11 protein-coding genes are annotated in these 20,435 nt (G+C 74.6%); 5 read left to right on the top strand and 6 right to left on the bottom strand.

Going from position 1 to position 20,435, the window contains the following annotated elements:
- Nucleotides 1-100: 100 nt before the first annotated feature.
- From trmB to ACGF3I_RS33510, 3 genes are all read right to left on the bottom strand, one after another.
- On the bottom strand, nt 101-850 hold the full coding sequence (trmB, locus tag ACGF3I_RS33520) for a tRNA (guanosine(46)-N7)-methyltransferase TrmB (protein WP_393138825.1): 750 nt from the start codon (nt 848-850) through the stop codon (nt 101-103).
- 323 nt (nt 851-1,173) lie between these two features.
- Nucleotides 1,174-2,394, bottom strand: coding sequence for an L-2-hydroxyglutarate oxidase (gene lhgO / locus ACGF3I_RS33515; RefSeq protein WP_393138794.1), 1,221 nt, complete (start codon nt 2,392-2,394; stop codon nt 1,174-1,176).
- An 85-nt stretch (nt 2,395-2,479) separates the two neighbouring features.
- Nucleotides 2,480-3,895, bottom strand: a complete 1,416-nt coding sequence (locus ACGF3I_RS33510) for an MFS transporter (RefSeq protein ID WP_393138792.1) — start codon at nt 3,893-3,895, stop codon at nt 2,480-2,482.
- Between the two features lie 791 nt (nt 3,896-4,686).
- On the opposite strand from ACGF3I_RS33510, the gene ACGF3I_RS33505 reads away from it, so the two are divergent.
- Nucleotides 4,687-6,807 carry an asparagine synthase-related protein gene (locus tag ACGF3I_RS33505; RefSeq protein WP_393138790.1) on the top strand — a complete coding sequence of 707 codons (2,121 nt, stop codon included), beginning with the start codon at nt 4,687-4,689 and terminating at the stop codon, nt 6,805-6,807.
- Between the two features lie 714 nt (nt 6,808-7,521).
- Nucleotides 7,522-10,680, top strand: a complete 3,159-nt coding sequence (locus ACGF3I_RS33500; RefSeq protein ID WP_393138788.1) for a BTAD domain-containing putative transcriptional regulator — start codon at nt 7,522-7,524, stop codon at nt 10,678-10,680.
- Between the two features lie 563 nt (nt 10,681-11,243).
- Here the strand turns inward: ACGF3I_RS33500 and ACGF3I_RS33495 are convergent.
- Complete coding sequence (locus ACGF3I_RS33495; protein ID WP_393138786.1) at nt 11,244-13,283, bottom strand: sigma-70 family RNA polymerase sigma factor; 2,040 nt, start codon at nt 13,281-13,283, stop codon at nt 11,244-11,246.
- A gap of 232 nt (nt 13,284-13,515) precedes the next feature.
- A complete protein-coding gene (locus ACGF3I_RS33490; RefSeq protein ID WP_393138784.1) occupies nt 13,516-14,340 on the bottom strand; it encodes a TetR/AcrR family transcriptional regulator in 825 nt (274 codons plus the stop codon).
- Nucleotides 14,341-14,678: 338 nt separating this feature from the next.
- On the opposite strand from ACGF3I_RS33490, the gene ACGF3I_RS33485 reads away from it, so the two are divergent.
- Nucleotides 14,679-16,037, top strand: a complete 1,359-nt coding sequence (locus ACGF3I_RS33485) for an NAD(P)/FAD-dependent oxidoreductase (RefSeq protein ID WP_393138782.1) — start codon at nt 14,679-14,681, stop codon at nt 16,035-16,037.
- 192 nt (nt 16,038-16,229) lie between these two features.
- The gene (locus tag ACGF3I_RS33480; RefSeq protein WP_393138780.1) at nt 16,230-17,867 is read left to right on the top strand and encodes a SpoIIE family protein phosphatase; all 1,638 of its coding nucleotides are present in this window, start codon (nt 16,230-16,232) and stop codon (nt 17,865-17,867) included.
- On the opposite strand, the gene ACGF3I_RS33475 is transcribed toward ACGF3I_RS33480, so the two are convergent.
- Nucleotides 17,864-19,144, bottom strand: coding sequence for an MFS transporter (locus ACGF3I_RS33475; protein WP_393138822.1), 1,281 nt, complete (start codon nt 19,142-19,144; stop codon nt 17,864-17,866). The genes ACGF3I_RS33480 and ACGF3I_RS33475 overlap by 4 nt on opposite strands.
- Nucleotides 19,145-19,321: 177 nt before the next feature.
- On the opposite strand from ACGF3I_RS33475, the gene ACGF3I_RS33470 reads away from it, so the two are divergent.
- The gene (locus ACGF3I_RS33470) at nt 19,322-19,888 is read left to right on the top strand and encodes a MarR family winged helix-turn-helix transcriptional regulator (RefSeq protein ID WP_393138778.1); all 567 of its coding nucleotides are present in this window, start codon (nt 19,322-19,324) and stop codon (nt 19,886-19,888) included.
- Nucleotides 19,889-20,435: the final 547 nt, after the last annotated feature.

The following is a 20,435-nucleotide window of genomic DNA, read 5'->3' as shown; positions in this document are numbered from 1 at the left end:
GCCTGCCCGGGGTGCGGGCGGTGCGGAAGCGACTCGAAGGACACCTGACGACCCTAACGAGGGTCACCGACAATGCGCGACGGTGCCTGTACCACCCGCACTACCCGCTGCGGCCGACCCGCCGGAACAGCAGGTCCTGGACCACGTGGCCCTTGTCCAGGCCCTGGCCCTCGAACCGGGTGAGCGGCCGGAACGCGGGCCGGGGCGCGTAGCCGCCGCCGTCCACGGTGTTCTCGAAGTCGGGGTGCGCTTCGAGTACTTCCAGCATCTGCTCGGCGTAGTCCGCCCAGTCCGTCGCGCAGTGCAGGACGGCGCCGGGCTTCATGCGCGTCGCGGCCAGCGTGAGGAACTCGGGCTGGATCAGGCGGCGCTTGTGGTGGCGCGCCTTGGGCCACGGGTCCGGGAAGTACACGCGGAGCCCGTCCAGGACCTCGGGCTCCAGCATCTCGCGCAGCAGGATGATCGCGTCGCCGTTGGCCACCCGGACGTTGCTCATGCCGCCGCGTTCGGCGAGCCCGAGGAGGTTGCCCTGGCCGGGGGTGTGCACGTCGACCGCGAGGATGCCGGTGCCGGGGTCGTCCGCGGCCATCTGTGCGGTGGCCTCGCCCATGCCGAAGCCGATCTCCAGGACGACGGGGAGGCCGTCGAACATCTCGGCCAGGTCGATCTTGCGCAGCCCGTCGATGTCGAAGCCCCACACCGGCCACAGGCGTTCCAGGTACTCGCCCTGGCCGGTGGTGACGCGGCTGCGGCGGGGCTGGAAGCTGCGGATGCGGCGTTCGTGGTGCGAGCCCGCCGGGTCGGCGGCGGGGCCGCCGGGGAATCGGGGGGCCTTGTCCCTGGGCAGCACCTTTTCGGTGGGCCGGGCTGCGGGTTCTGGGGTGCGGGGCTGCTCAGACACAATGCCCCAAGTCTACGACGCCCCCCTGACCCGGCCCCGCCCTCCGGCTGTGGCTGGCCGCTCGCGCAGTTCCCCGCGCCCCCAATCCCGTTTTCGCCCGCGGGCCGTGCGTGGCTGGTCGCGCAGTTCCTCGCGCCCCTGAGCGGGTCGGGCTTGTCGGCGCCGTCACCCCTCGGCCCGCCAGGGGCGCGGGGAACTGCGCGAGAAGCGGCCGCGGTCCGCAGGCGGGAGCGGGGTTCAGGGGCGCGGCGAGCCGTGCCGGGTGGGATGGGCTAGGGCAGGGTCTGGAGGGTTCGGCGGGCGATTTCTCGGCCGATGGGCAGCGCCGCCGTCGCCGCGGGGCTGGGCGCGTTCAGCACATGGATCGTGCGCGGCGCCGCACGGATGAGGAAGTCGTCCACCAGCACCCCGTCCCGCAGCACGGCCTGCGCCCGCACTCCCGCCGGAGCGGGACGGAGATCGGACTCCCGCACCTCCGGCAGCAGCCGCCGCACCGCCTCGGTGAACGCCCGCTTCGACCAGGAGCGGTGCAGCTCGCCCGCGCCGTAGCGCCAGTGCCGTCCCGCTATCCGCCAGGTGCCGGGCCACGCGAGCGTGCCCGCCAGCTCGCGCGGGCGCACCGTGCCCCAGTCGTAGCCCTCGCGGGCCGCGGCGGGCACCGCGTTCGGCCCGACGTGGACCGAGCCGTCGACCCCCCGGGTGAGGTGGACGCCGAGGAAGGGGAACGCCGGGTCCGGCACCGGGTAGACCAGGCCCTTCACCAGGCCGGGCCGGGCCAGCTCGTAGTACTCACCGCGGAACGGCACGATCCGCACCCCGGGGTCGTCGCCCGCGAGCCGCGCCACCCGGTCGCAGTGCAGCCCCGCGCAGTTGACCAGGGCCCGGGCGCGCAGCACCGTACCGTCCGCCGTGCGCACCGCGACCCCGCGCTCGGGGCGCCGGTCGATGCGGACGACCTCCGCGCCGTAGCGCACGTCCGCGCCGGACAGCGCCGCCAGGCGGGCGGTCACCGCCCCGTAGTCGCACACGCCCGTGGTGCCGACGTGGATCGCCGCGAGCCCGCGCACCTCGGGCTCGTACGCCTCGATCTGGGCCGGGCCGAGCTCGCGCACCGGGATGCCGTTCTCGCGCCCGCGCTGGACCAGGGCGTGCAGCCGCGGGAGCTCGGCGCGCTCGGTGGCCACGATCAGCTTGCCGGTGACCTCGTGCGGGATGCCGTGCCGCGCGCAGAACTCGATCATCTCGGCCGCGCCCCGCACCGCGAAACGCGCCTTGAGGGAGCCGGGCCGGTAGTAGATGCCGCTGTGGACGACCCCGCTGTTGCGGCCCGTCTGGTGCCGGGCGGGGCCGCTCTCCTTCTCCAGGACCACCACCCGCGTCCCGGGCGCGGCCCGGCCGAGGGCGTACGCCGTCGACAGACCCACGATCCCGCCGCCGACCACCAGCACGTCGCAGTCGTACGTCGTCACCCACACACCTCCCACCCCGGTCATGTCTTCCCGGAGGACGGCCCCGGACCCCCTCACCCCATACTGCACCGGCCCACTGACAATCCCGGTACACGCCCGCAGGAGCGCGCTAGGCCGGGGTCACGAGCAGCGGCCTCGCCCGTTCGCGCAGCTCCGCGACGCGCGGCTCGTCCCCGTACGGCTCCAGGCGGTGCAGCAGGTCGCGGACGTACTCGGTGGTGCGGGCCGAGGAGATGCGGCCCGCGACCTCGACGGCCCGGGTGCCGGCAGCGCACGCCGCGTCCAGGTTGCCCGATTCCAGCTCGGCGACGGCGCTGACCACGAGCCGCAGCCCGTGCGAGCGGACGTACTCCTCGGTGGGCCGCGAGAGCGCCTGCTCGGTGAAGCGGCGCACCTGGCGGGGCGCCTTCAGGTCGCGGTAGCACTCGGCGGCGTCCGCGGCGAACCGGTCGTAGGAGTAGAAGCCGAGCCAGGAGGGATCGCAGTCGCCCTCGCGCGAGCGCTCCAGCCAGGACTCGGCGGCCTTGAGCGCGGCCTCGGCGGGGTGCCCGTCGCCGGCCTTGGCGTGGGCGCGGGCCTCCACGAGGCGGAAGAAGGACATGGTGCGGGCGGTGGCGAGCCCGCGGTTGCGCTCGACGGCGGCCTGCGCGAGGTCGACCCCCTCGTCGGCGAAGCCGCGGTAGGTGGCCTGGAGCGACATCGAGGCGAGGACGTACCCGCCGAGCGGCACGTCGGCCGCGGCGCGGGCGAGGCGCAGCGCCTGGATGTAGTAGCGCTGGGCGGCCTCCTGCTGGCCGGTGTCGAAGGCCATCCAGCCGGCGAGCCGGGTCAGCTCGGCGGTGGCGCCGAACAGGGCGCGCCCCACCTCGTCGCTGTAGGAGCCGAGCAGCAGCGGGGCCGCGTCGACCCGTAAGCACTCGGGAACCATGGACGAACGCCAGTCGCCGCCGCCGTACTTGGAGTCCCAGCGGCGGGCGTCCTCGGCGGCCTCGCGCAGTTTGGCCACGTCGCTGTGGCCGACCTTCAGCGGCGGGAGGTCGGTCAGCTCGATGCTGCGGGCCACCGAGGAGTCGGCCGGCGTGATGAGCCAGCGGGAGGCGGGCGTGGCGTACGCGCTGACGGCGAAGGAGCCCGCGAGGGACTGCCAGATGCCGCCGCCGGCCCGCCGCCCGGCCAGGTCGAGGCGGTAGAGGTCGGTGGCCGAGCGCACGGCCTCCGAGACGTCGCGCGGGAAGGCGAGGCCGACCTCGGGGGCCGGGTCCGCGTCCGCGAGGCCGATTTCGTGCAGCGGCACCGGCCGGCCCAGCTTGGCGCCGATCGCGGCCGCTATGAGATGGGGCGCGGCGCCCTGCGGCACCATGCCCTTGGAGACCCACCGGGCCACGGAGGTCTTGTCGTAGCGAAGGGTCAGGCCCCGTTGCGCACCGAGGTCGTTGACCCGCCGCGCGAGGCCGGCATTGCTGATTCCCGCGAGGGCGAGAACGGTGCCGAGCTTCTCGTTCGGCCCGCGTTGCTCCCTGGACATGCGCCACCCCTCGACACAGACGGCGTTCCCCCCGGACGGCCTGGTGTCCGGTTCGTCGGCCGCAAAAGCACGTGGCCGAGCCCCCGGGAATATGCCACCCGTGAGGAACAGCAGTAAACACAGCGTAGTTCGCCGCATCCCGACCGTTAAGGGGCGGTGTTCCGTATGGCGAGATTGTTTTCCGTACGGCCGGTTGCCGACGGGCGGGGCGGCGGCCGGGGCGCGGGGCCGTTGCGCCGGGGGTGCCGGGGCGGTGGCCGCCGCCGCGCTCCCGCCGTGTGGCCGTGCGCCCGGCCGTGCGCTCTCGTCGGCCTCCCGGGGGAGCGCTTCCATGTGTGATGCGTGGGTCGGCCCGCTGCATGGATCCAGTGGGCTGGGGGACACCGCCGCCTCAATCCCCGCGGGCGGCGGACCGGTCCGGGAGGCGAACAGCGCCTCCCGGACCGTGCGTTGAGGGTCGCCCGAGACGCGTGTGGCGACCGGTCGGCCACCCGAGAATGGCCGAATATCGCCCCTCCGCAGACGGTTCGTCAGCGCGTTCCCGTTCGCGGCCGACCCGTCCCGTACGTCCGGCCGCCGACGCCAATCGGCCACCCCCCGGAGCGAATTCACTTTTTGCGCCCGCTACCCGTAGCCCCTCCGGGGCGGCGTTGTCGTGGCAGCATGGTGCCCGGCCTCCTTCGGCCTGTACGGAACGTCCCTGCGGTGTCCCTGTCGGGCGCGTCCCGTCGGGTGCCGGTACGGGCCGGTCCGGGGTTGTCCACGAGTTGTCCACAGCCTGTGGAGGCGCGATGCGATGGTTGGTGGGGTGGAGCAGCGTCGCCGCAAGCTTCCGCGCGGGCACTCCTGCCGCGGGCGGCTCGGCCGGCGCCGTCGGTGAGCCCGACGAGGGCCGCACCGTGCACCCCGTCGGCGCCCAGCTCCTGTGGGGCGACCCGGATCCGCTGTGGGCGGTCGGCGACTGGCGGCCCGACGAGATCCGTACGGTCAGCGTCGGCGCCGACACCCGCCTCGCGGTCCTCGGCTGCTGCGCCGCCACCGACGAGGAGCTGCGCGTCGGTCTGTTCGCCGCCCGCGGAGGCGCGCTGCGCCACCTCTCGGCCTGGCCCGGAAGCTACACCGCCGTCGCCCAAGTGGGCAGACGGATCACGGTGGTTGGTGACCTCGCGGGCGCGCGGCCCGTCTTCCACACCCCCTGGGCGGGCGGCACCGCCTACGGCACGGCGGCCCTTCCGCTCGCCGACCTCATCGAGGCCCAGCTCGACATCGGCCACCTCGCCGCCCTCCTCGCCTGCCCCGACGTGCCCGAGGCCCTCGGCGACTCCACCCCCTACGTGGGCGTGCGGCGCATCCCGCCGGGGCACGCCCTGGTCCTGCGGGAGGGCTCGCGTGCGATCACCGGATACGAACCGGTCGCCTCCCTCGCCGTCGCCGCGCCCCAACTCGCCCCCGCCGCGGCCGTGGAGGGCGTACGCGACGCGCTGGTGTCCGCGGTGCGGGCCCGGCTCACCGCCCCCCGGCACGCCCCCGAGACCCTGCCGCCCGACCCCGGCCCCGTCCCCGGCATGGGCCCCGCCGAGCGGCGCGCGGCCCGCGGCGGCCCGGCACCCGGCATAGGGGCCGACCTCTCCGGCGGCCCCGCCTCCGCCACCCTCGCCCTGCTCGCGGCCGGCCTGCCGGGCGTGCCCGGCACCGTACTGGGCCACGGCACCGGTGCGGGCGAGCGTCTGCTCGCCGTCACCTTCAACGACCTCGCCGTGCCGGGCGCCGGCCGCCAGGCCGAACTGGAACGGGCCGGCGCGATGGCCGCCAACCCGCGCCTGCACCACGTGGTGGTGACCGGCGACGAGGAGTCCCTGCCCTACGCGGACCTGGAGGGCCCCCTCACCGACGAGCCGGGGCCGTCCCTGATCGACGCCCCCCGCCACCGCCGGCGCCTGCTCGCGGGCAGCGCCGACCACTTCACCGGCAGCGGTGCGCGCCAGGTCCTCGACGCCCATCCGGCGCGGCTGGCCGATCTGTTGATGGACCGTCAGCGACGCCATCTGCTCCGTCCGGCCACCGCGCTCGCCAAGGCGGGCGGCCCCTCGGCGCACTCCCTCTTCGTCCCGCTCACCGTCTACCGGGCCGCCCGCCGCCTCGCCCGTACGCCCTACCGCGCCGGCATCGAGTCGGCGGCCGACGCGCTGCGCGAGTTCCGCTTCGACGACGCGGCCGGACCCCTGTCCATCTCCCTCGCCGCCCTGTCGTGGACCCGGCCCGGGCCCGCGGCGCGCTGGCTGACCGGCGAGGCGCTGGCCGAGGTCTCGGTCCGCCTGATGGCCTCGGCCACCCGCCCGGCCCCCTCGCTGCGGCCCGGCGAGGCCCGCGCCTCGGCCGCGCTCGCCCGGTACGCGGCGGACCACCGCATCCTGGAGCAGGCCGCGGAGGTGCGCAGCCAGCGCCTGCACGCCCCGTTCCTGGACAACCAGGTCGTACGGGCCTGCCGGGCGCTGCCCGAATCCCTGCGCGTCCAGCCCGGCGCCCGCGCCTCGATCCTGCGGACGGTCCTGTCCGCGTCCGGGGTGCGCGATCTGCCGCCCGGCTGGGGCGCGCCCTCCCACGCCCCCTCGGCGTCGGCGGCCCGCGCGGGCCTGCGCCGCTCGGCGGACCCACTGGTCTCCCTCTTCGAAGCCCCGCTGCTCGCGGACGCGGGCCTGATAGAGGCCCGCACGGTACGCAAGGCGGTACGGGCGGCGGCGGCCGGTGAGGCCCTGCCGCTGGACGGGCTCGCCGATCTGATCTCTACGGAGCTGTGGTTGCGGAGGTTGTTGGCTCGGCGGGGGACTTGCTGGACGGGGTCCGCGGCTCCGCGGCGGCGCGCGGTGGCGGCTGGTGTAACCCCCCCTCGCCGCCCCACCCTCCACCCCTGACCCGGGCCCGCCCAGAGCCCTCCCCTCCGGCCCCGGCCCCTGGTTCGTGTGCGGACCGTGCTCGGCTGGTCGCGCAGTTCCCCGCGCCCCTGGGGTGCTGGGGGGCGCCCGGGGTTTGCGCAGTTCCCCGCGCCCCTGACCCCTCGTTCGTCCGCGGACCGTGGCCGCGTCTCGCGCAGTTCCTCGCGCCCCCAGGGGGCTGGGGGGCCGCCCGTGCTGCGTTCGTCCCCGGCGCCCCTGACCCCGCCTTCGCCTGCGGACCGCGGTCGCTTCTCGCGCAGTTCCTCGCGCCCCTGGGGTGTTGGGGAGCGCCCGGGGTTTGCGCAGTTCCCCGCGCCCCTAACCCTTCGTTCGTGTGCGGGCCGTGCTCGCGTCTCGCGCAGTTCCTCGCGCCCCTGGGGGGCGGTGGCTGACGGCGCCGGCAAGTCCGACCCGCTCAGGGGCGCGGGGAACTGCGCGACCAGCCACGCACGGTCTGCAGGTGAGAGGGGGTTGGGGGCGCGGGGAACTGCGCGACCAGCCACGCACGGTCCGAGGACGAACGGGGGTTAGGGGCGCGGGGAACTGCGCGACCAGGCACGCACGGTCCGCGGGGGAAAACGGGGTTGGGGGCGCGGGGAACTGCGCGAGCGGCAGGGGGGAAGCCTGGCCGCGCCGGCTGCCCGCGCCCTCCGGGAGGTCACCCCGGGTCGGCGCGCCCCGCACAATGGACCCGTGCGGTACCTGATCCTGGGCGCCACGGAGGCGCACGACGACAACGGCACCCCCCTGCCCTTGGGCGGCCCCAGGGTCCGAACCCTGCTGACCGCCCTGGCCCTGCGCACCCCCCACCCCGTAACCGTCCCCACGCTCATCGACGACGTATGGGCGGCCGACCCGCCCCAGGACGCCCCCGCCGCCCTCCAGGCCCTGGTCGGACGACTGCGCCGGGCCCTCGGCAGGGAGGCCGTGGAGTCCGGCCCGGCCGGCTACCGCCTGACCGCCCCGCGCGAAGCCATCGACCTGTACGTGTTCGAGGACCGCGCGGCCCACGGCGCGGCCCAGCTCGCCGCGGGCGACCCCGAGGCCGCCGCCGACACCCTGCGCTCCGCGCTCGCCCTGTGGCGCGGCCCCGCCCTCGCCGACCTGCCCGAGCGCGACGCGGCCGTACGCCCCGAGGCCCAGCGCCTGGCCGCCCGTCGCGACCGCATCGAGGCGGACCTGCGGCGCGGCGCCACGAACGGACTGCTGCCCGAGCTCACCGAACTCCTCGCCTCCCACCCGTACGACGAGACGCTGCACGCCCAGCTGATCCGCACCCTGCGCGACGAGGGCCGCCGGGCCGACGCGCTCGCCGCCCACGAGAAGGCCCGCCGCACCCTGGCCGACGAGCTCGGCACCGATCCCGGCCCCGAACTGGCGGCCCTGCACGCCGAGTTGTTGAAGGACGAGCCCGCCGCACCGCCGGCGCCGACCGACGCCCCCCGCCGCGGCAACCTCCGCCCCCGCCTCACCTCCTTCGTCGGGCGTGAGCCCGAACTGGCCGCCATCCAGGGCGACTTGAGCCGCTCGCGGCTGGTCACCCTCACCGGCCCCGGCGGCACCGGCAAGACCCGCCTCGCGGAGCAGGCCGCGACCGCCGCGCCGCTCGACGCCTGGCTGGTGGAACTCGCCCCGCTGGACGAGCCCGAGGCCGTTCCCGGCGCCGTCGTCTCCGCGCTCGGCCTGCGCGAGACGGCCCTGCTGGCGCGCGAGGCCCAGCCGGGCCACGACGACCCCGTCACCCGCCTCGTCGACGACCTGTCCCGCCGCCCCGCCCCCCTGCTCGTCCTCGACAACTGCGAGCACGTCATCGACGCCGCGGCCCACCTCGCCGAGGCCCTGCTCACCCGCTGCCCGCGGCTGCGCATCCTGGCCACCAGCCGCGAGCCGCTCGGCGTGCCGGGCGAGGCGGTCCGCCCGGTCGAGCCGCTGCCGCCCCTGCCGGCCCACCGCCTGTTCGCCGAGCGTGCCCGCGCCGTACGCCCCGACTTCGACGCGGACGCCGACCCCGGGGCCGTCTTCGAGATCTGCCGCCGCCTCGACGGCCTGCCCCTGGCCATCGAACTAGCCGCCGCCCGCCTGCGGTTGCTCACCCCGCGTCAGATCGCCGACCGCCTGGACGACCGCTTCCGCCTCCTCACCAGCGGCAGCCGCACCGCACTGCCGCGCCAGCAGACGCTGCGGGCCGTCGTCGACTGGTCCTGGGACCTGCTGGACGAGCCCGAGCGCACGGTGCTGCGCCGGGCCTCCGTCTTCGCCGGGGGCTGGGACCTCACCGCGGCCCAGGCGGTGTGCGGCGACGCCGACGAACTCGCCGCCCTCGTCGAGAAGTCCCTGGTCATCGCGGTCCCCGCGACCGACGGCAGTGGTATGCGCTACCGCATGCTGGAGACGATCCACGAGTACGCCGCCGAGCGGGCCGCCGATACCCCCGACGCGCTGCGCGAGGCCGCCGCCGCCCACACCGCGTACTACCGCGCGCTGGTCCTGCGGGCCGAACCCCTCATCCGCTCGCACGAGCAGCTGCCCTGGATCGCTCGCCTGGAGACCGAGCTCGACAACATCCGCGCGGTCCTGCGCCGCACCATGGCCCCGTCCGCCGACGTCGCGACCGCCACCGAACTCGTCATCGCCATGGGCTGGTTCTGGTGGCTGCGCAACTACCGGACCGAGGGGGCCGCCTGGGCCCGGGCCGTCGCCGAACTCGGCGAGCCGCCGGCCGACCCCGGCGACCCGCTGTACTGGCCCCGCCTCCACCTGGACCTGCTCCGCTTCTTCCTGCTCGCCGACGCCACGGACGCGCTCGAGGACCCGGCCGCCAACGAGCGCCTGGTCCAGGTGCGCCGGGCCTTCGAGAGCGGCGGTCCGGAGGCGGCCCGCTTCCCCGGTCTGCTCTGGCCGTTCACCACGTTCCTCACCGACTCCCCGGCCATGGTGCGCGAGTCCATCGACGCGGTCGTCACCAACTGCCGTCGCTACGGCGACAAGTGGGCGACCGCGGTGTCCCTGATGTTCCGCACCCACATGAGCATCGACATGCCCGGCGGGTTCGAGGGCGTCGACGAGGACCTCGCCGAGCTGCGCGAACTCGGGCGCGAGGTGGGGGACCGCTGGATGCGCGCGCAGGTGGCGGGCGCCGCCGCCGAGGCCGCGATGATGCGCGGCCTGACCGAGCCGGCCCGGGCCGCCTACGAGGAGGCGCTCGAACTGGCCCGTGAGGTCGGCGCCGACCAGGAGGCGCCGTTCCTCACCGCGCGGGTCGGTGAACTCGCCTACCGCGAGGGCGACTTGGACTCCGCCGAGCAGTTCCTGAAGCAGGCCGCCGAGGACGCCGAGCGGCACCGGGTGGCCGACGCCATGCCGTACGTCCGCTCGCTGCTCGCCACCATCGCGCTCGACCGGGGCGACCCCGAGCTGGCCCGCGACCTGCACGCGCAGGCCATCGACGCCGCCGCGTCCGTCTCGCCGCCCCCGCACTTCGCGGCGCTCCTCGCGGCGCTCGGCGCCCGCATCGAGGCCGTCGAGTCCGGCCCGTCGGCGGGACTGCGCAGTATGGCGGACGCGCTGCGCACCGCCGCGGGATCCCAGTGCACCGAACTGGTCCTGGCCCATCTCGCCGAGCGGGCGGCGCAGTTCCTCGGGGACCTCGGCCGCCATGCGGACGCGCTACGGGTGCTGGCTGCGGCTTCGGCGTGGCGGGAGCAGGTTCCGCGGTCGGTGCCGGAGCTGGCCATCGAACGCTCCATCACGTCCCGTGCGCGGGCCGCCCTCCCCGCCCCCGCCTACACCCAGGCCCTGTCCGAAGGCACCCCCCTGACCCCCACCCTCCTCCTCCCCCTCCTGACCCCCTGACCGCTGGGGCGAGCTGAGGGTATTGGGCGCTGGGTCACCTATTAGGGGCGCCGGCTGGGGGTCCCGGCACTGGGTCACCTACTAGGGGCGCGGGGAACTGCGCGCCCAGCCCACGACGGCCCGCACGGATCCACGCAGGTGCGGAAGCGTGCCCTTGCAGGGGCGAGCTGGGGATGTTGGGTGCTGGTTCACCTGCAGGGGCGCGGGGAACTGCGCGCCCAGCCCACCGCGGCCCGCACCGATCCACGCACACGCGGAAGCGCGCCACTCCGGTGCCGGCCACCTCGTCTGCGGACCGCGGGGCCCGTTCGCGCAGTTCCCCGCGCCCCTGGGGGGCTGGTCTACGCAGTCGGCTGCGGGCCGTGCGTGGCTGGGCGCGCAGTTCCCCGCGCCCCTAGGGGGTTGGGGGCTGCCCGGGTGCGAGGAGATGGCCCCCGCGCGGCTAAGGAGCTGGAGGCTGCTCGGGGCCGAAGGGATGCCCCCGCGCCCCTAAGGGGTTGGGAGCTGCTCGGGGCCGAAGGGATGCCCCCGCGCCCCAAGGGGGTTGGGGGCCGAAGGGGCTGTCAGCGGCAGCTGATGGCGGATTGGGCCCAGTCCGCGAGGGCCGCCGCACCGAACGCCCCGGCGGGCTCGACGACGAGCCGGATCGTGCGCCGCCCAGAGATGTCCGCATGGACCGGCACCGCCCCGTCCCCACCCCGCAGCACGGGCGAACTCCAGAGCCGCACCCCGTCCCCGTACACGGAGAACCGCACCGCCCCGAGCCCCTCCATCAGATCGTCCACCCCGGCGTACGCGTCGTACGTACGGCACTGCCGGTTGAGGTCGATCGTCACCGAGGAGCGCCCGTGCACGGTCACCCCGTGCGCGTACCGGTGGTCGCCGACGGACATGCCCGAGCGCTGCCAGATCCAGCTGGACCCGCCGAGCCGCACCTCGGGCTTGGTGCCGTCGCCGAGGAGGCCGTAGTCCAGTCGGTTCACCTGGTACACCGTCGGCGCGGGCGGCGGCGGGGGAGGCGGAGGCGTAGGCCTGGGCGGGGCCGGCTTCGGCGGGGCGGGCGGGGCAGGTGGGGGCGGGGTCGGCCGGGGAGGCGCGGGCGGCTTGGGCCGGGCGGCCGGAGCCTTCGGCGCGGGCGACGGCGCGGGGGGCCGGGGCGCCGGTGCCGCCGGCGGCTCGGGCGCGGGGGGCGGCGGCTTGCTCGGCACGACGGGCGGAGCCACCGCGGGCGGCTTCGCGTCCGGCGCCGGCGGCGCGGAGTCGTTGCCGGTCAGCGCGAACACGACACCCGCCGCCACCGCGACGGCCACCGCCGCGGCGATCCCCGCCTTGGCCGGCGCGCCGAGCCCCTCGGCGGCGGCGCCCCCCGCCGCCCCGCCGGACGAACCACCCGTCGCCGCGGCTGCCGCACCGGCCCCCGCGGCACCGGCGGCGCCCCCGGCGACCACTCCGGCCGCCTTGAGCGAGAACCCGGCGGCGAACCAGCCGATGACCGCGACCGGGAGCAGCGCCGGGATCCCGGCGTTGACGTCCTTGAGCTCGACGACCGCGACCCGGCACTTCGCGCACTCCTCCAGGTGCTTGCTGAGCCCGCGCTCGGCCCGCATCCGCAGCCCGCCCCGCGCGTACGCGCCGAGCCGGTCGGCGTAGCGCGCGCAGTCCCCGCCGGAGGTCAGCGCGGTGGAGACGTGGGCCTGGAGGTAGGCCTGCTTGAGGCCTTCGCGGGCGCGGCTCGCGAGCACGGCGGTCGCGTTGGCGGTGAGCCCGAACAGCGGCGCGATGTCGCTCGGCGACTCCTCCTCGACGGTGGTGTGCCACAGCACCGCCTGCCAGCGCTCGGGCAGCGAGCGGAACGCCTGCATGGCCAGCGTCTGTTCGGCCTCGTGCATGGCCCGCACGTCGGCGCCCAGGTCGATGGTGTCGTCGTCGGCCACCTCGGCCGACCGCGCGGACTGCTGGGCGAAGACCGCGAAGTCGTCGACCAGGTGCTCCCGCTTGGCCGTCCGGGTCCAGGACGCGGCGACCCGGCGGACCGTCGTCATCAGGTAGGCCCGCACGGCCTGTTCGGGCCCGGCCCCGCCGCGTACCGCCTGGAGCGTGCGCGCGAAGACCTCCGCCGTCAGGTCGTCGGCGGTGTGGGCGTCGCGGCAGCAGGTGCGGGCGTAGCGGCGCACGGCCTCCGAGTGGCGCCGGAACAGCTCCTCGTACGCGCTGTCGTCACCGCTGCGCATGGCGTGGATGAGGTCGGCGTCCGACTTGCCGGTCCCGGGGATCTCCAGGGCCATGCCGTCGCGCAGCCCGCCCTCGCGCTGCGTCGGCACGCTGGTGCCCGGGTCGCCGATGCCGTCCATGGGCCCCCAGGGCCCGGGCAGCACCGTCCCGCCGAACTCGGCCCCGCCGAAGTCGCGCCCGCCCGCGTCCGCGCCGCCCGGGTGACCGGAACCGCCGACGGCCTGCCCGGGAAGGGGGACCGGCCCGTTCGGCACGGCCTTGCCGGGGCCGCCCTGGCTGGGCACCTGACGCGGTGGAGGGCCGCCCTCGGGGCCGCCCGGTTCCGGACCGCCGCCGCCGGGGAGCGACTCGTCCCGCTCTTCAACGCCCATAGCGGAAGCTCCCGTAAGCACGCTCAGACCCGACCACCGGGCAAGCGTGCCACAGAGCGCAAGCGGAGCCGAGCCTCAGACCCGGCAACCACTCATCCGGGGAGACTTACCGCACCCGAGCACTAGCCGTCACTCTTTCGGGGAAGGCTGCCTCTCTCGGCGCTTGCGGACCGGCCCCCTCAATCGTCGCGGTGCGTAAGTGAGTTGACGGCCCGGCGATGCCCGCGCCCCGTCACGCCGGCCGCGAGCGGAGCCCCTCCAGGAGGATGTCGAGCAGCCGCGCCGAGGCCGCCGCCTGCTGGGTGGCATCCGGCAGCGAAGGCGCCGCGGTGGCTATCACCAGGAGCACATCGGCGACGGTCACATCGCCGCGCAGCTCACCGGCGGCCCGCGCCCGCTCCACCAACTGGCCCACCACAGCGAGCAGTTCGGCCGCGCCCGCGTCGTCCAGTTCCTGCTCGGGCGCCGTCCGCTGCTCGACCACCCGGCCCCAGCCCGCACCCGCATCGGCCTGGCCGACATGCCGCTGCTGCGGCACCCGCGCCTCGTCCACCCCGGGCCGCACGGCCTCGGGCCGCGCCCCTTCCCCCCGTACGCCGTCCGCGGACGCGCCGGACTCCTCACCGTCCACCCCGACCCGCAGCACCTGCGGCGGCAGGAGCCGGCCCGCCCCCGACGCCACCGAGGTGCGCAGGAAGCGGGAGAGCGCCGACCACGGCTCGTCCTCCTGACCGAGGGCCGTGCGTGCCTGGTCGGTGAGGCGCGAGGTCTCCTCCTCGGCTATCCGGCGCACCAGCACGTCCTTGCTGGGGAAGCGCCGGTAGACGGTGCCCACCCCGACCCGGGCCCGGCGTGCCACGTCCTCCATCGGCGCCCCGTACCCGAGTTCACCGAAGACCTCGCGCGCCGCGCGCAGGACGTGCTCCAGGTTGCGCTGGGCATCCACCCGCAGCGGTGCGGGGCGCGATCCGCCCCCGCCCGGGGCCGTCCCCACCCGTCCGTTCCCCTCGGACGCGGCGACGACGGCGGTCTGCCAATGAGAATCCTGAATGTGCATGTGTGTCCCCCGGTAATGACGTCTCCCCCCGGAGACTCCCCGCCCCTGACAGCCGGGGCGGTCCCTGACCCACACCCGACGGGATACGAACATAGTTGAGCCGGACTCAATTCAGAAGAGGTTCTTCCGCTCGGCGTGCCCCCCGATCGGACCAAGGACCGAAACCTGACCGAATCGGACCCGGCCCATCACGTGTCACTTGGCCGCTGACCTGCATATCTGCCCGCACGGCGCGGAGATCGAGCCGACCGCCCCAGGAGCGGCCTCCAGTCACACAATTTGTCGGGCCTGTGGACAAAGCCCGAGGCCCGTTGCGTCATGGGGAGGTGACAGAACCTGTGCGCATTCTCGTGGTGGGCGGCGGATACGTCGGGATGTACACGGCGCTGCGTCTGCAACGGCGGCTCGCCGCCGAGCTGCGCGGCGGCGCGGTGGAGATCACCGTGGTGGCCGCGGACCCCTATATGACGTACCAGCCGTTCCTGCCCGAGGCGGCGGCCGGAAACATCTCGCCCCGCCATGTCGTGGTGCCGCTGCGCCGGGTCCTGGACAAGTGCCGGATCGTCATCGGCGAGGCCGAGCGCATCGACCACGCCCGGCGCACCGCCACCGTCACCACCCTGGCGTCCCCCGAGGACGGCACCGGCGCCATCGGCATCGGCTACGACGAGCTCGTCATCGCACCCGGTTCGGTCTCCCGCACTCTGCCGGTCCCCGGCCTCGCCGACTACGCCATCGGCTTCAAGACCGTCGAAGAGGCCATCGGGCTGCGCAACCACGTCATCGAGCAGATGGACATCGCCTCCTCGACGCGCGACCCGGCCGTCCGCGACGCCGCCCTCACCTTCGTCTTCGTCGGCGGCGGCTACGCGGGCGTGGAGGCGCTCGCCGAGCTGGAGGACATGGCCCGCTACACCGCGCGGTACTACCACAACATCCGCCCCGAGGACATGAAGTGGATCCTCGTCGAGGCCAGCGACCGCATCCTGCCGGAGGTCGGCGAGGCCATGGGCCAGTACGCGATCCGCGAGCTGCGCGCCCGCAACATCGACGTACGCCTGGAGACCCGGCTCGACAGCTGCGAGAACCGTGTCGCCGTCCTCAGCGACGGCGCCCGCTTCCCCACCCGCACCGTCGTGTGGACCGCGGGCGTCAAGCCCGCCCCGCTCCTCGCCGCCACCGACCTGCCCCTGAACGAGCGCGGTCGCATCGAGTGCACCGCCCAGCTGCGCGTCGCCGGCACCGAGCACGCGTGGGCGGCCGGCGACGCGGCAGCGGTGCCCGACCTGAACGCGACGGAGAAGGGCAAGGAGTGCGCGCCCAACGCACAGCACGCCGTCCGCCAGGCCCGGGTGCTGGCCGAGAACGTCGCGGCGGCCGTCCGCGGCGGTGACCTCACCGAGTACCGGCACAAGTACGCCGGCTCCGTCGCCTCGCTCGGCCTGCACAAGGGCGTCGCCCACGTCTACGGCCGCAAACTCAAGGGCTACCCGGCCTGGTTCATGCACCGCGCCTACCACCTGAGCCGCGTCCCCACCTTCAACCGCAAGGCCCGGGTGCTCGCCGAGTGGACGCTCGCCGGGCTCTTCAAGCGGGAGATCGTCTCGCTCGGCTCCCTGGAGCACCCGCGGGCCGAGTTCGAGATCGCCGCGGGCGGCGGCCCGCCGGCCAAGGGCCGCGCACCGCACGACGACTGACGGTTGTCAGTGCGCTCGGTCACACTGGACGTGTGACCATAGGTGGGCTCACACCTGCACAGAGTGATCCGGCGACCCACGATCCGGCACCCCCGCCGATCCCACCGCTCCCATCGATTCAGCGACCCAGCGACCCAGCACCCCCGCACCGGCAGCACCGCACCCGCGGCAACACACGAGGCTTGGAACACCGTGAACTTCACGCGTTGGAGCGCCCGGCTCCCCGGCACGCAACGCCGCGCCGCCGCACGGACCGACCGCGCCGACCGGGGCTCCGTGCCCGCGGCCCGCGGCGCGTCCGGGCCGCAGCCCCGGCCGGACGAGGCGACCGGGCTTCCGGCCCTGGACGACCTCTCCGTGCGCGAGGTCCTGGGCCGGCTCCCCGCCCTGGTCGCGCTCCTGCACGGCCCCGAGCACCGCGTCGCGTACGTCAACGACGCGTACGCGGCGGCCTTCGGCCCGCGCCCGCTCGGCGCCCCGGCCGCCAAGGCCCTGCCCGAGCTGGACGAGCTCGGCCTGCTCCCGCTGATGGACCAGGTGCTGCGCAGCGGCACGCCCCGTACGGTCAAGTCCCGCCGGATCCAGGGCGCCGGGTCGTACACGGTGACCTGCACCCCGGTCGCCGTCCCCGGCCATGACGAGGGCGGCGTCCTCGTCTTCGCCGCCGACGTCACCGACCACGCCGAGGCCGCCGAGCGGCTGCGCGCCAGCGAGCGCCGCCACCGCGAAACGGCCGTCACCCTCCAGCGCTCGCTGCTCCCGCAGGAACTGGAACAGCCCGACGACCTGCGGGTGGCCGCCACCTACCAGCCCGGCGGCACGGACGCGGCGGTCGGCGGCGACTGGTACGACGTGATCACCCTCGGCGCCGGCCGCACCGCGCTCGTCATCGGCGACGTGATGGGCCGGGGCGTGCGCGCCGCCGCCGTCATGGGCCAACTGCGCACCGCGGTGCGGGCGTACGCGCGCCTGGACCTCCCGCCGCACGAGGTGCTCCAGCTCCTGGACGGGCTGGCCGCCGAGATCGACGCCAGCCAGATCGCCACCTGCGTCTACGCGGTGCACGACCCCAACGAGGGCCGTCTGGTGTACGCGTCGGCGGGCCACCTGCCCGTCCTCGTACGCCACGAGGACGGCACCGTCCACCGCGCCGAGGACCCGACGGGCCCGCCGCTCGGCACCGGCGGCTGGCTGCACACCTCCGGCACGATCGCCCTGCCGCCCGGCGCCACGGCCGTCCTCTATACGGACGGCCTGGTCGAACGCCGGCGCGAGGACATCGACGAGGGCGTGGCCGCCCTGGAGCGCGCGCTGTCCGGCGCGGTCGGCACCCCGCAGGTGGTGTGCGACCGGCTGCTGCGCGCCCTCGGCGTCACGGCCGAGCACGACGACGACGTCGCGGTCCTGGTCTGCCAGCATCCCGCGCGCACCGGCCCGGCGGCCGAGCTCTTCCACAACGCGGCGCTCGATCTGCTGGGCGGCATCGAGGCGGCGCCGCGCGCCCGGGCGTTCGCCTCGGGGGTCCTCGCCTCGTGGCGCTTCCCGGTGGAGCTGCGCGATCTGGGCGTCCTCGCGGCGAGCGAGCTGGTGGCCAACTCCCTCCAGCACGGCACCCCGCCGATGCGCCTGAGGCTCCGCCGCACCGACCGCCGCCTGATCATCGAGGTGACGGACGGCGACGACCACCTGCCGCGCCGCCGCCGCGCCGACCCGGGAGACGAAGCAGGACGAGGCATCTCGATCGTCGCGACGATCGCCTCGTCCTGGGGTTCGCGCCGCACACCGGGCGGCGGCAAAGCGGTGTGGTGCGAGTTCGCGCTGCCCGCCTAGGCGCTCGCGGTCGCCTGCTCCGGCAGGTGCACCGCGACCACGCGGGACTTCGCCGCGAGCGCCGGATGGTCCTGCGCGAGGCCGAGCCTCTTGCCGAGCCGCAGCGCGAGCACGGTGATGCCGAGCGAGAACAGCACGAACGTCACGATGTACGGGCCGTGCAGCGCGGCCCCCATCGGCCCGCCGACCGCCGGCCCGACGGCCAGCGCGAGCTGCTTGACCAGCGCGAACGCCGAGTTGTACTGCCCCACCATCGACTCGGGCGCCAGGTCGGCGACCAGCGGCGCCACGGTCGGCGACAGCATCGCCTCACCGAGCCCGAACAGCGCGTACGTCGATACGAAGGCGGCGGTCGCCATCGCCTGGCTGCCGTGGCCGAGCCCGGCGTAACCGGCCGCGATCCACGCGACGGCCCAGATCAGACCGACGGACGCGATGACCCGGCTGCGGCGCCTGCGCTCGACGAACTTCAGCACCAGGAACTGCGCGACCACGATGACGGCCGTGTTGGCGGCGAGTGCGATCCCGAGCGTCGACGGCTGGATCCCGGCCGCCTCCGTGCCGTACGCGGCGAGGCCGGACTCGAACTGGCCGTAGCAGGCGAAGAACAGCACGAAGCCGAGCACGCACAGCTGCACCATCGCCCGGTGTCCGAGGATCGCCCGGATCCCGCCGCCGGCGCTCTGCTCACCCTTGGGACGCGCGTCCGACACCGTCACCGAACGCGGCATCCGCGCGGAGCCGGCGACGGCGGCGAGCACCAGGAACATCGCCGCTTCGATGGAGAAGAGCAGGGTGAAGCTGGAGGGGTGGCTCTCGTCGACGATCTGGCCGCCGATGAGCCCGCCGATGCCGAGCCCGAGGTTCTGCAGGAAGAACTGCATGGCGAAGGCACGGGTACGGGTCGCGGGACCGGAGCACCAGACGATCATCGTCGCGAGCGCCGGCTGCATGACCGCGGTACCCGCGCCGAGCAGCGCCGCCGAGGCCACGGCCGCGGGCACGCTGGAGGCGAAGCCCATGCTCAGCGCGCCGACGGCCGCCAGCAGCGCGGCGCCGACGAGGACCGGCAGGGGCCCGCGCCGGTCGATGACCCGACCGGTGAAGGGCAGCACCACGAGTGCGGCCATGGCGAAGACGGCGAGCACGACGCCGGCCGTGGTCGCACCCAGATCCCGCACCTGGGCCACATAGACATAGAGGTACGGAACGGTGAACCCGAGTCCGAACGCGCTCAGCGCGTTCCCCGCCTGGATCCGGCGCATCGCTGCACCCATCGCCTTGGTCACACTCACCACCTTGAAGGTCTGGAAGTTCGAAGAGCCCGCGCCCGGGGAGCCGAAGGGCTCGAACCCGAAGGCCTCAGGTCTGAAGACTTCAACGCTAAAATTAGATCCTTAACAATACACACTCAAGGACTTAGACGCCAACGGCCCCCGTGCCATACTCGCGACATGGCTGAGACCACCGAGCCCGACGAGCCCGACGGACCCCAGGAGCCGACCCTCGACGAGCAGATCGCCGCGTACCAGCGGGAGTACCGCGACCTCGACCCCCAGGTGGAGAAGGTCGTCTCGGCCCTGGGCCGGCTCAACCGGCGGATGAACGTGGCGTACGGCCGCCAGGTCGCCGCCCTCGGCATCAGCAACGCCGAGTGGGAGGTCCTCAAGACCCTTCTCCTCGCGGGCGAGCCCTACCGGCTCGGCCCCGGCGAACTCGCCAAGCGCCTCGGCCTGACCCCGGCCGCCATGACGCACCGCATCGACCGGATGGCCGGCGAGGGACTGGTGACCCGCGACCGGGACGAGAACAACCGGGTGCGCGTGATCGTCGAGCTCACCGACGAGGGCCGTTCGAAGTGGCTCGAGGCCATGCGCATGGCCAGCGACTTCGAGGAGGACCTGCTCCAGGACCTCTCCCCGCAGGAGCGCGGTGTCCTCGGCGAGATGCTGATCCGCCTGCTCCGCAGGGTGGAGCACGCCCAGCCTGACGCCGGCGGCCGCCTCACCGACCTGGACTGACGGGCGCCGCCCACGGCCGGGTCGCGGCACACCGTCGCCCCCCGCGAAAAAATCAGTGGACAGCAGCCAGGGCCGGGGTTGACACGGCCCGGCCCGGTCCGTAAGGTTCTTCGAGTTGTGCGGAGCCGATACGGTTCTGCGCGACCCATCCGCCGCAGATTCTGCGGCCACCCAACTCAGCACGATCTCCCGACCGGGATTGTTTTCGGCATGCCGAATTCATTTCGAATCGGGCCGGGCCGACCCGATTACGAGTCACCGGAAGAATCCGCTAGAGTTCGGGAGTCGGAACGGCCCAACAGCCGGGAAGACAAGCCGACTTGGCTCCGGGAGACCGGGAATCGGGCCCGAAAGGATCTGATAGAGTCGGAACCGCCGGAAAGGGAAACCCGAGAGGGAGAACCTGAAAGGCACCGAGGAAATCGGACACGAAAGAGTCTGATAGAGTCGGGACACGAAATACCGAAGGGAAGCGCCCGGAGGAAAGCCCGAGAGGGTGAGTACAAAGGAAGCGTCCGTTCCTTGAGAACTCAACAGCGTGCCAAAA

The organism is Streptomyces sp. NPDC048111, from assembly GCF_043202815.1.
In the GTDB taxonomy this organism is placed as follows: Bacteria; Actinomycetota; Actinomycetes; order Streptomycetales; family Streptomycetaceae; genus Streptomyces.
This window is presented reverse-complemented; position numbering and strand designations above follow the sequence as displayed.

Bases quoted from the DNA above. Each gene is read 5' to 3' on its own strand.
- lhgO (WP_393138794.1), bottom strand. From the start codon at position 2,394: ATGACCGGGGTGGGAGGTGTGTGGGTGACGACGTACGACTGCGACGTG.
- ACGF3I_RS33510 (WP_393138792.1), bottom strand. From the start codon at position 3,895: ATGTCCAGGGAGCAACGCGGGCCGAACGAGAAGCTCGGCACCGTTCTC.
- ACGF3I_RS33505 (WP_393138790.1), top strand. From the start codon at position 4,687: ATGCGATGGTTGGTGGGGTGGAGCAGCGTCGCCGCAAGCTTCCGCGCG.
- ACGF3I_RS33495 (WP_393138786.1), bottom strand. From the start codon at position 13,283: ATGGGCGTTGAAGAGCGGGACGAGTCGCTCCCCGGCGGCGGCGGTCCG.
- ACGF3I_RS33490 (WP_393138784.1), bottom strand. From the start codon at position 14,340: ATGCACATTCAGGATTCTCATTGGCAGACCGCCGTCGTCGCCGCGTCC.
- ACGF3I_RS33475 (WP_393138822.1), bottom strand. From the start codon at position 19,144: ATGGGTGCAGCGATGCGCCGGATCCAGGCGGGGAACGCGCTGAGCGCG.
- ACGF3I_RS33470 (WP_393138778.1), top strand. From the start codon at position 19,322: ATGGCTGAGACCACCGAGCCCGACGAGCCCGACGGACCCCAGGAGCCG.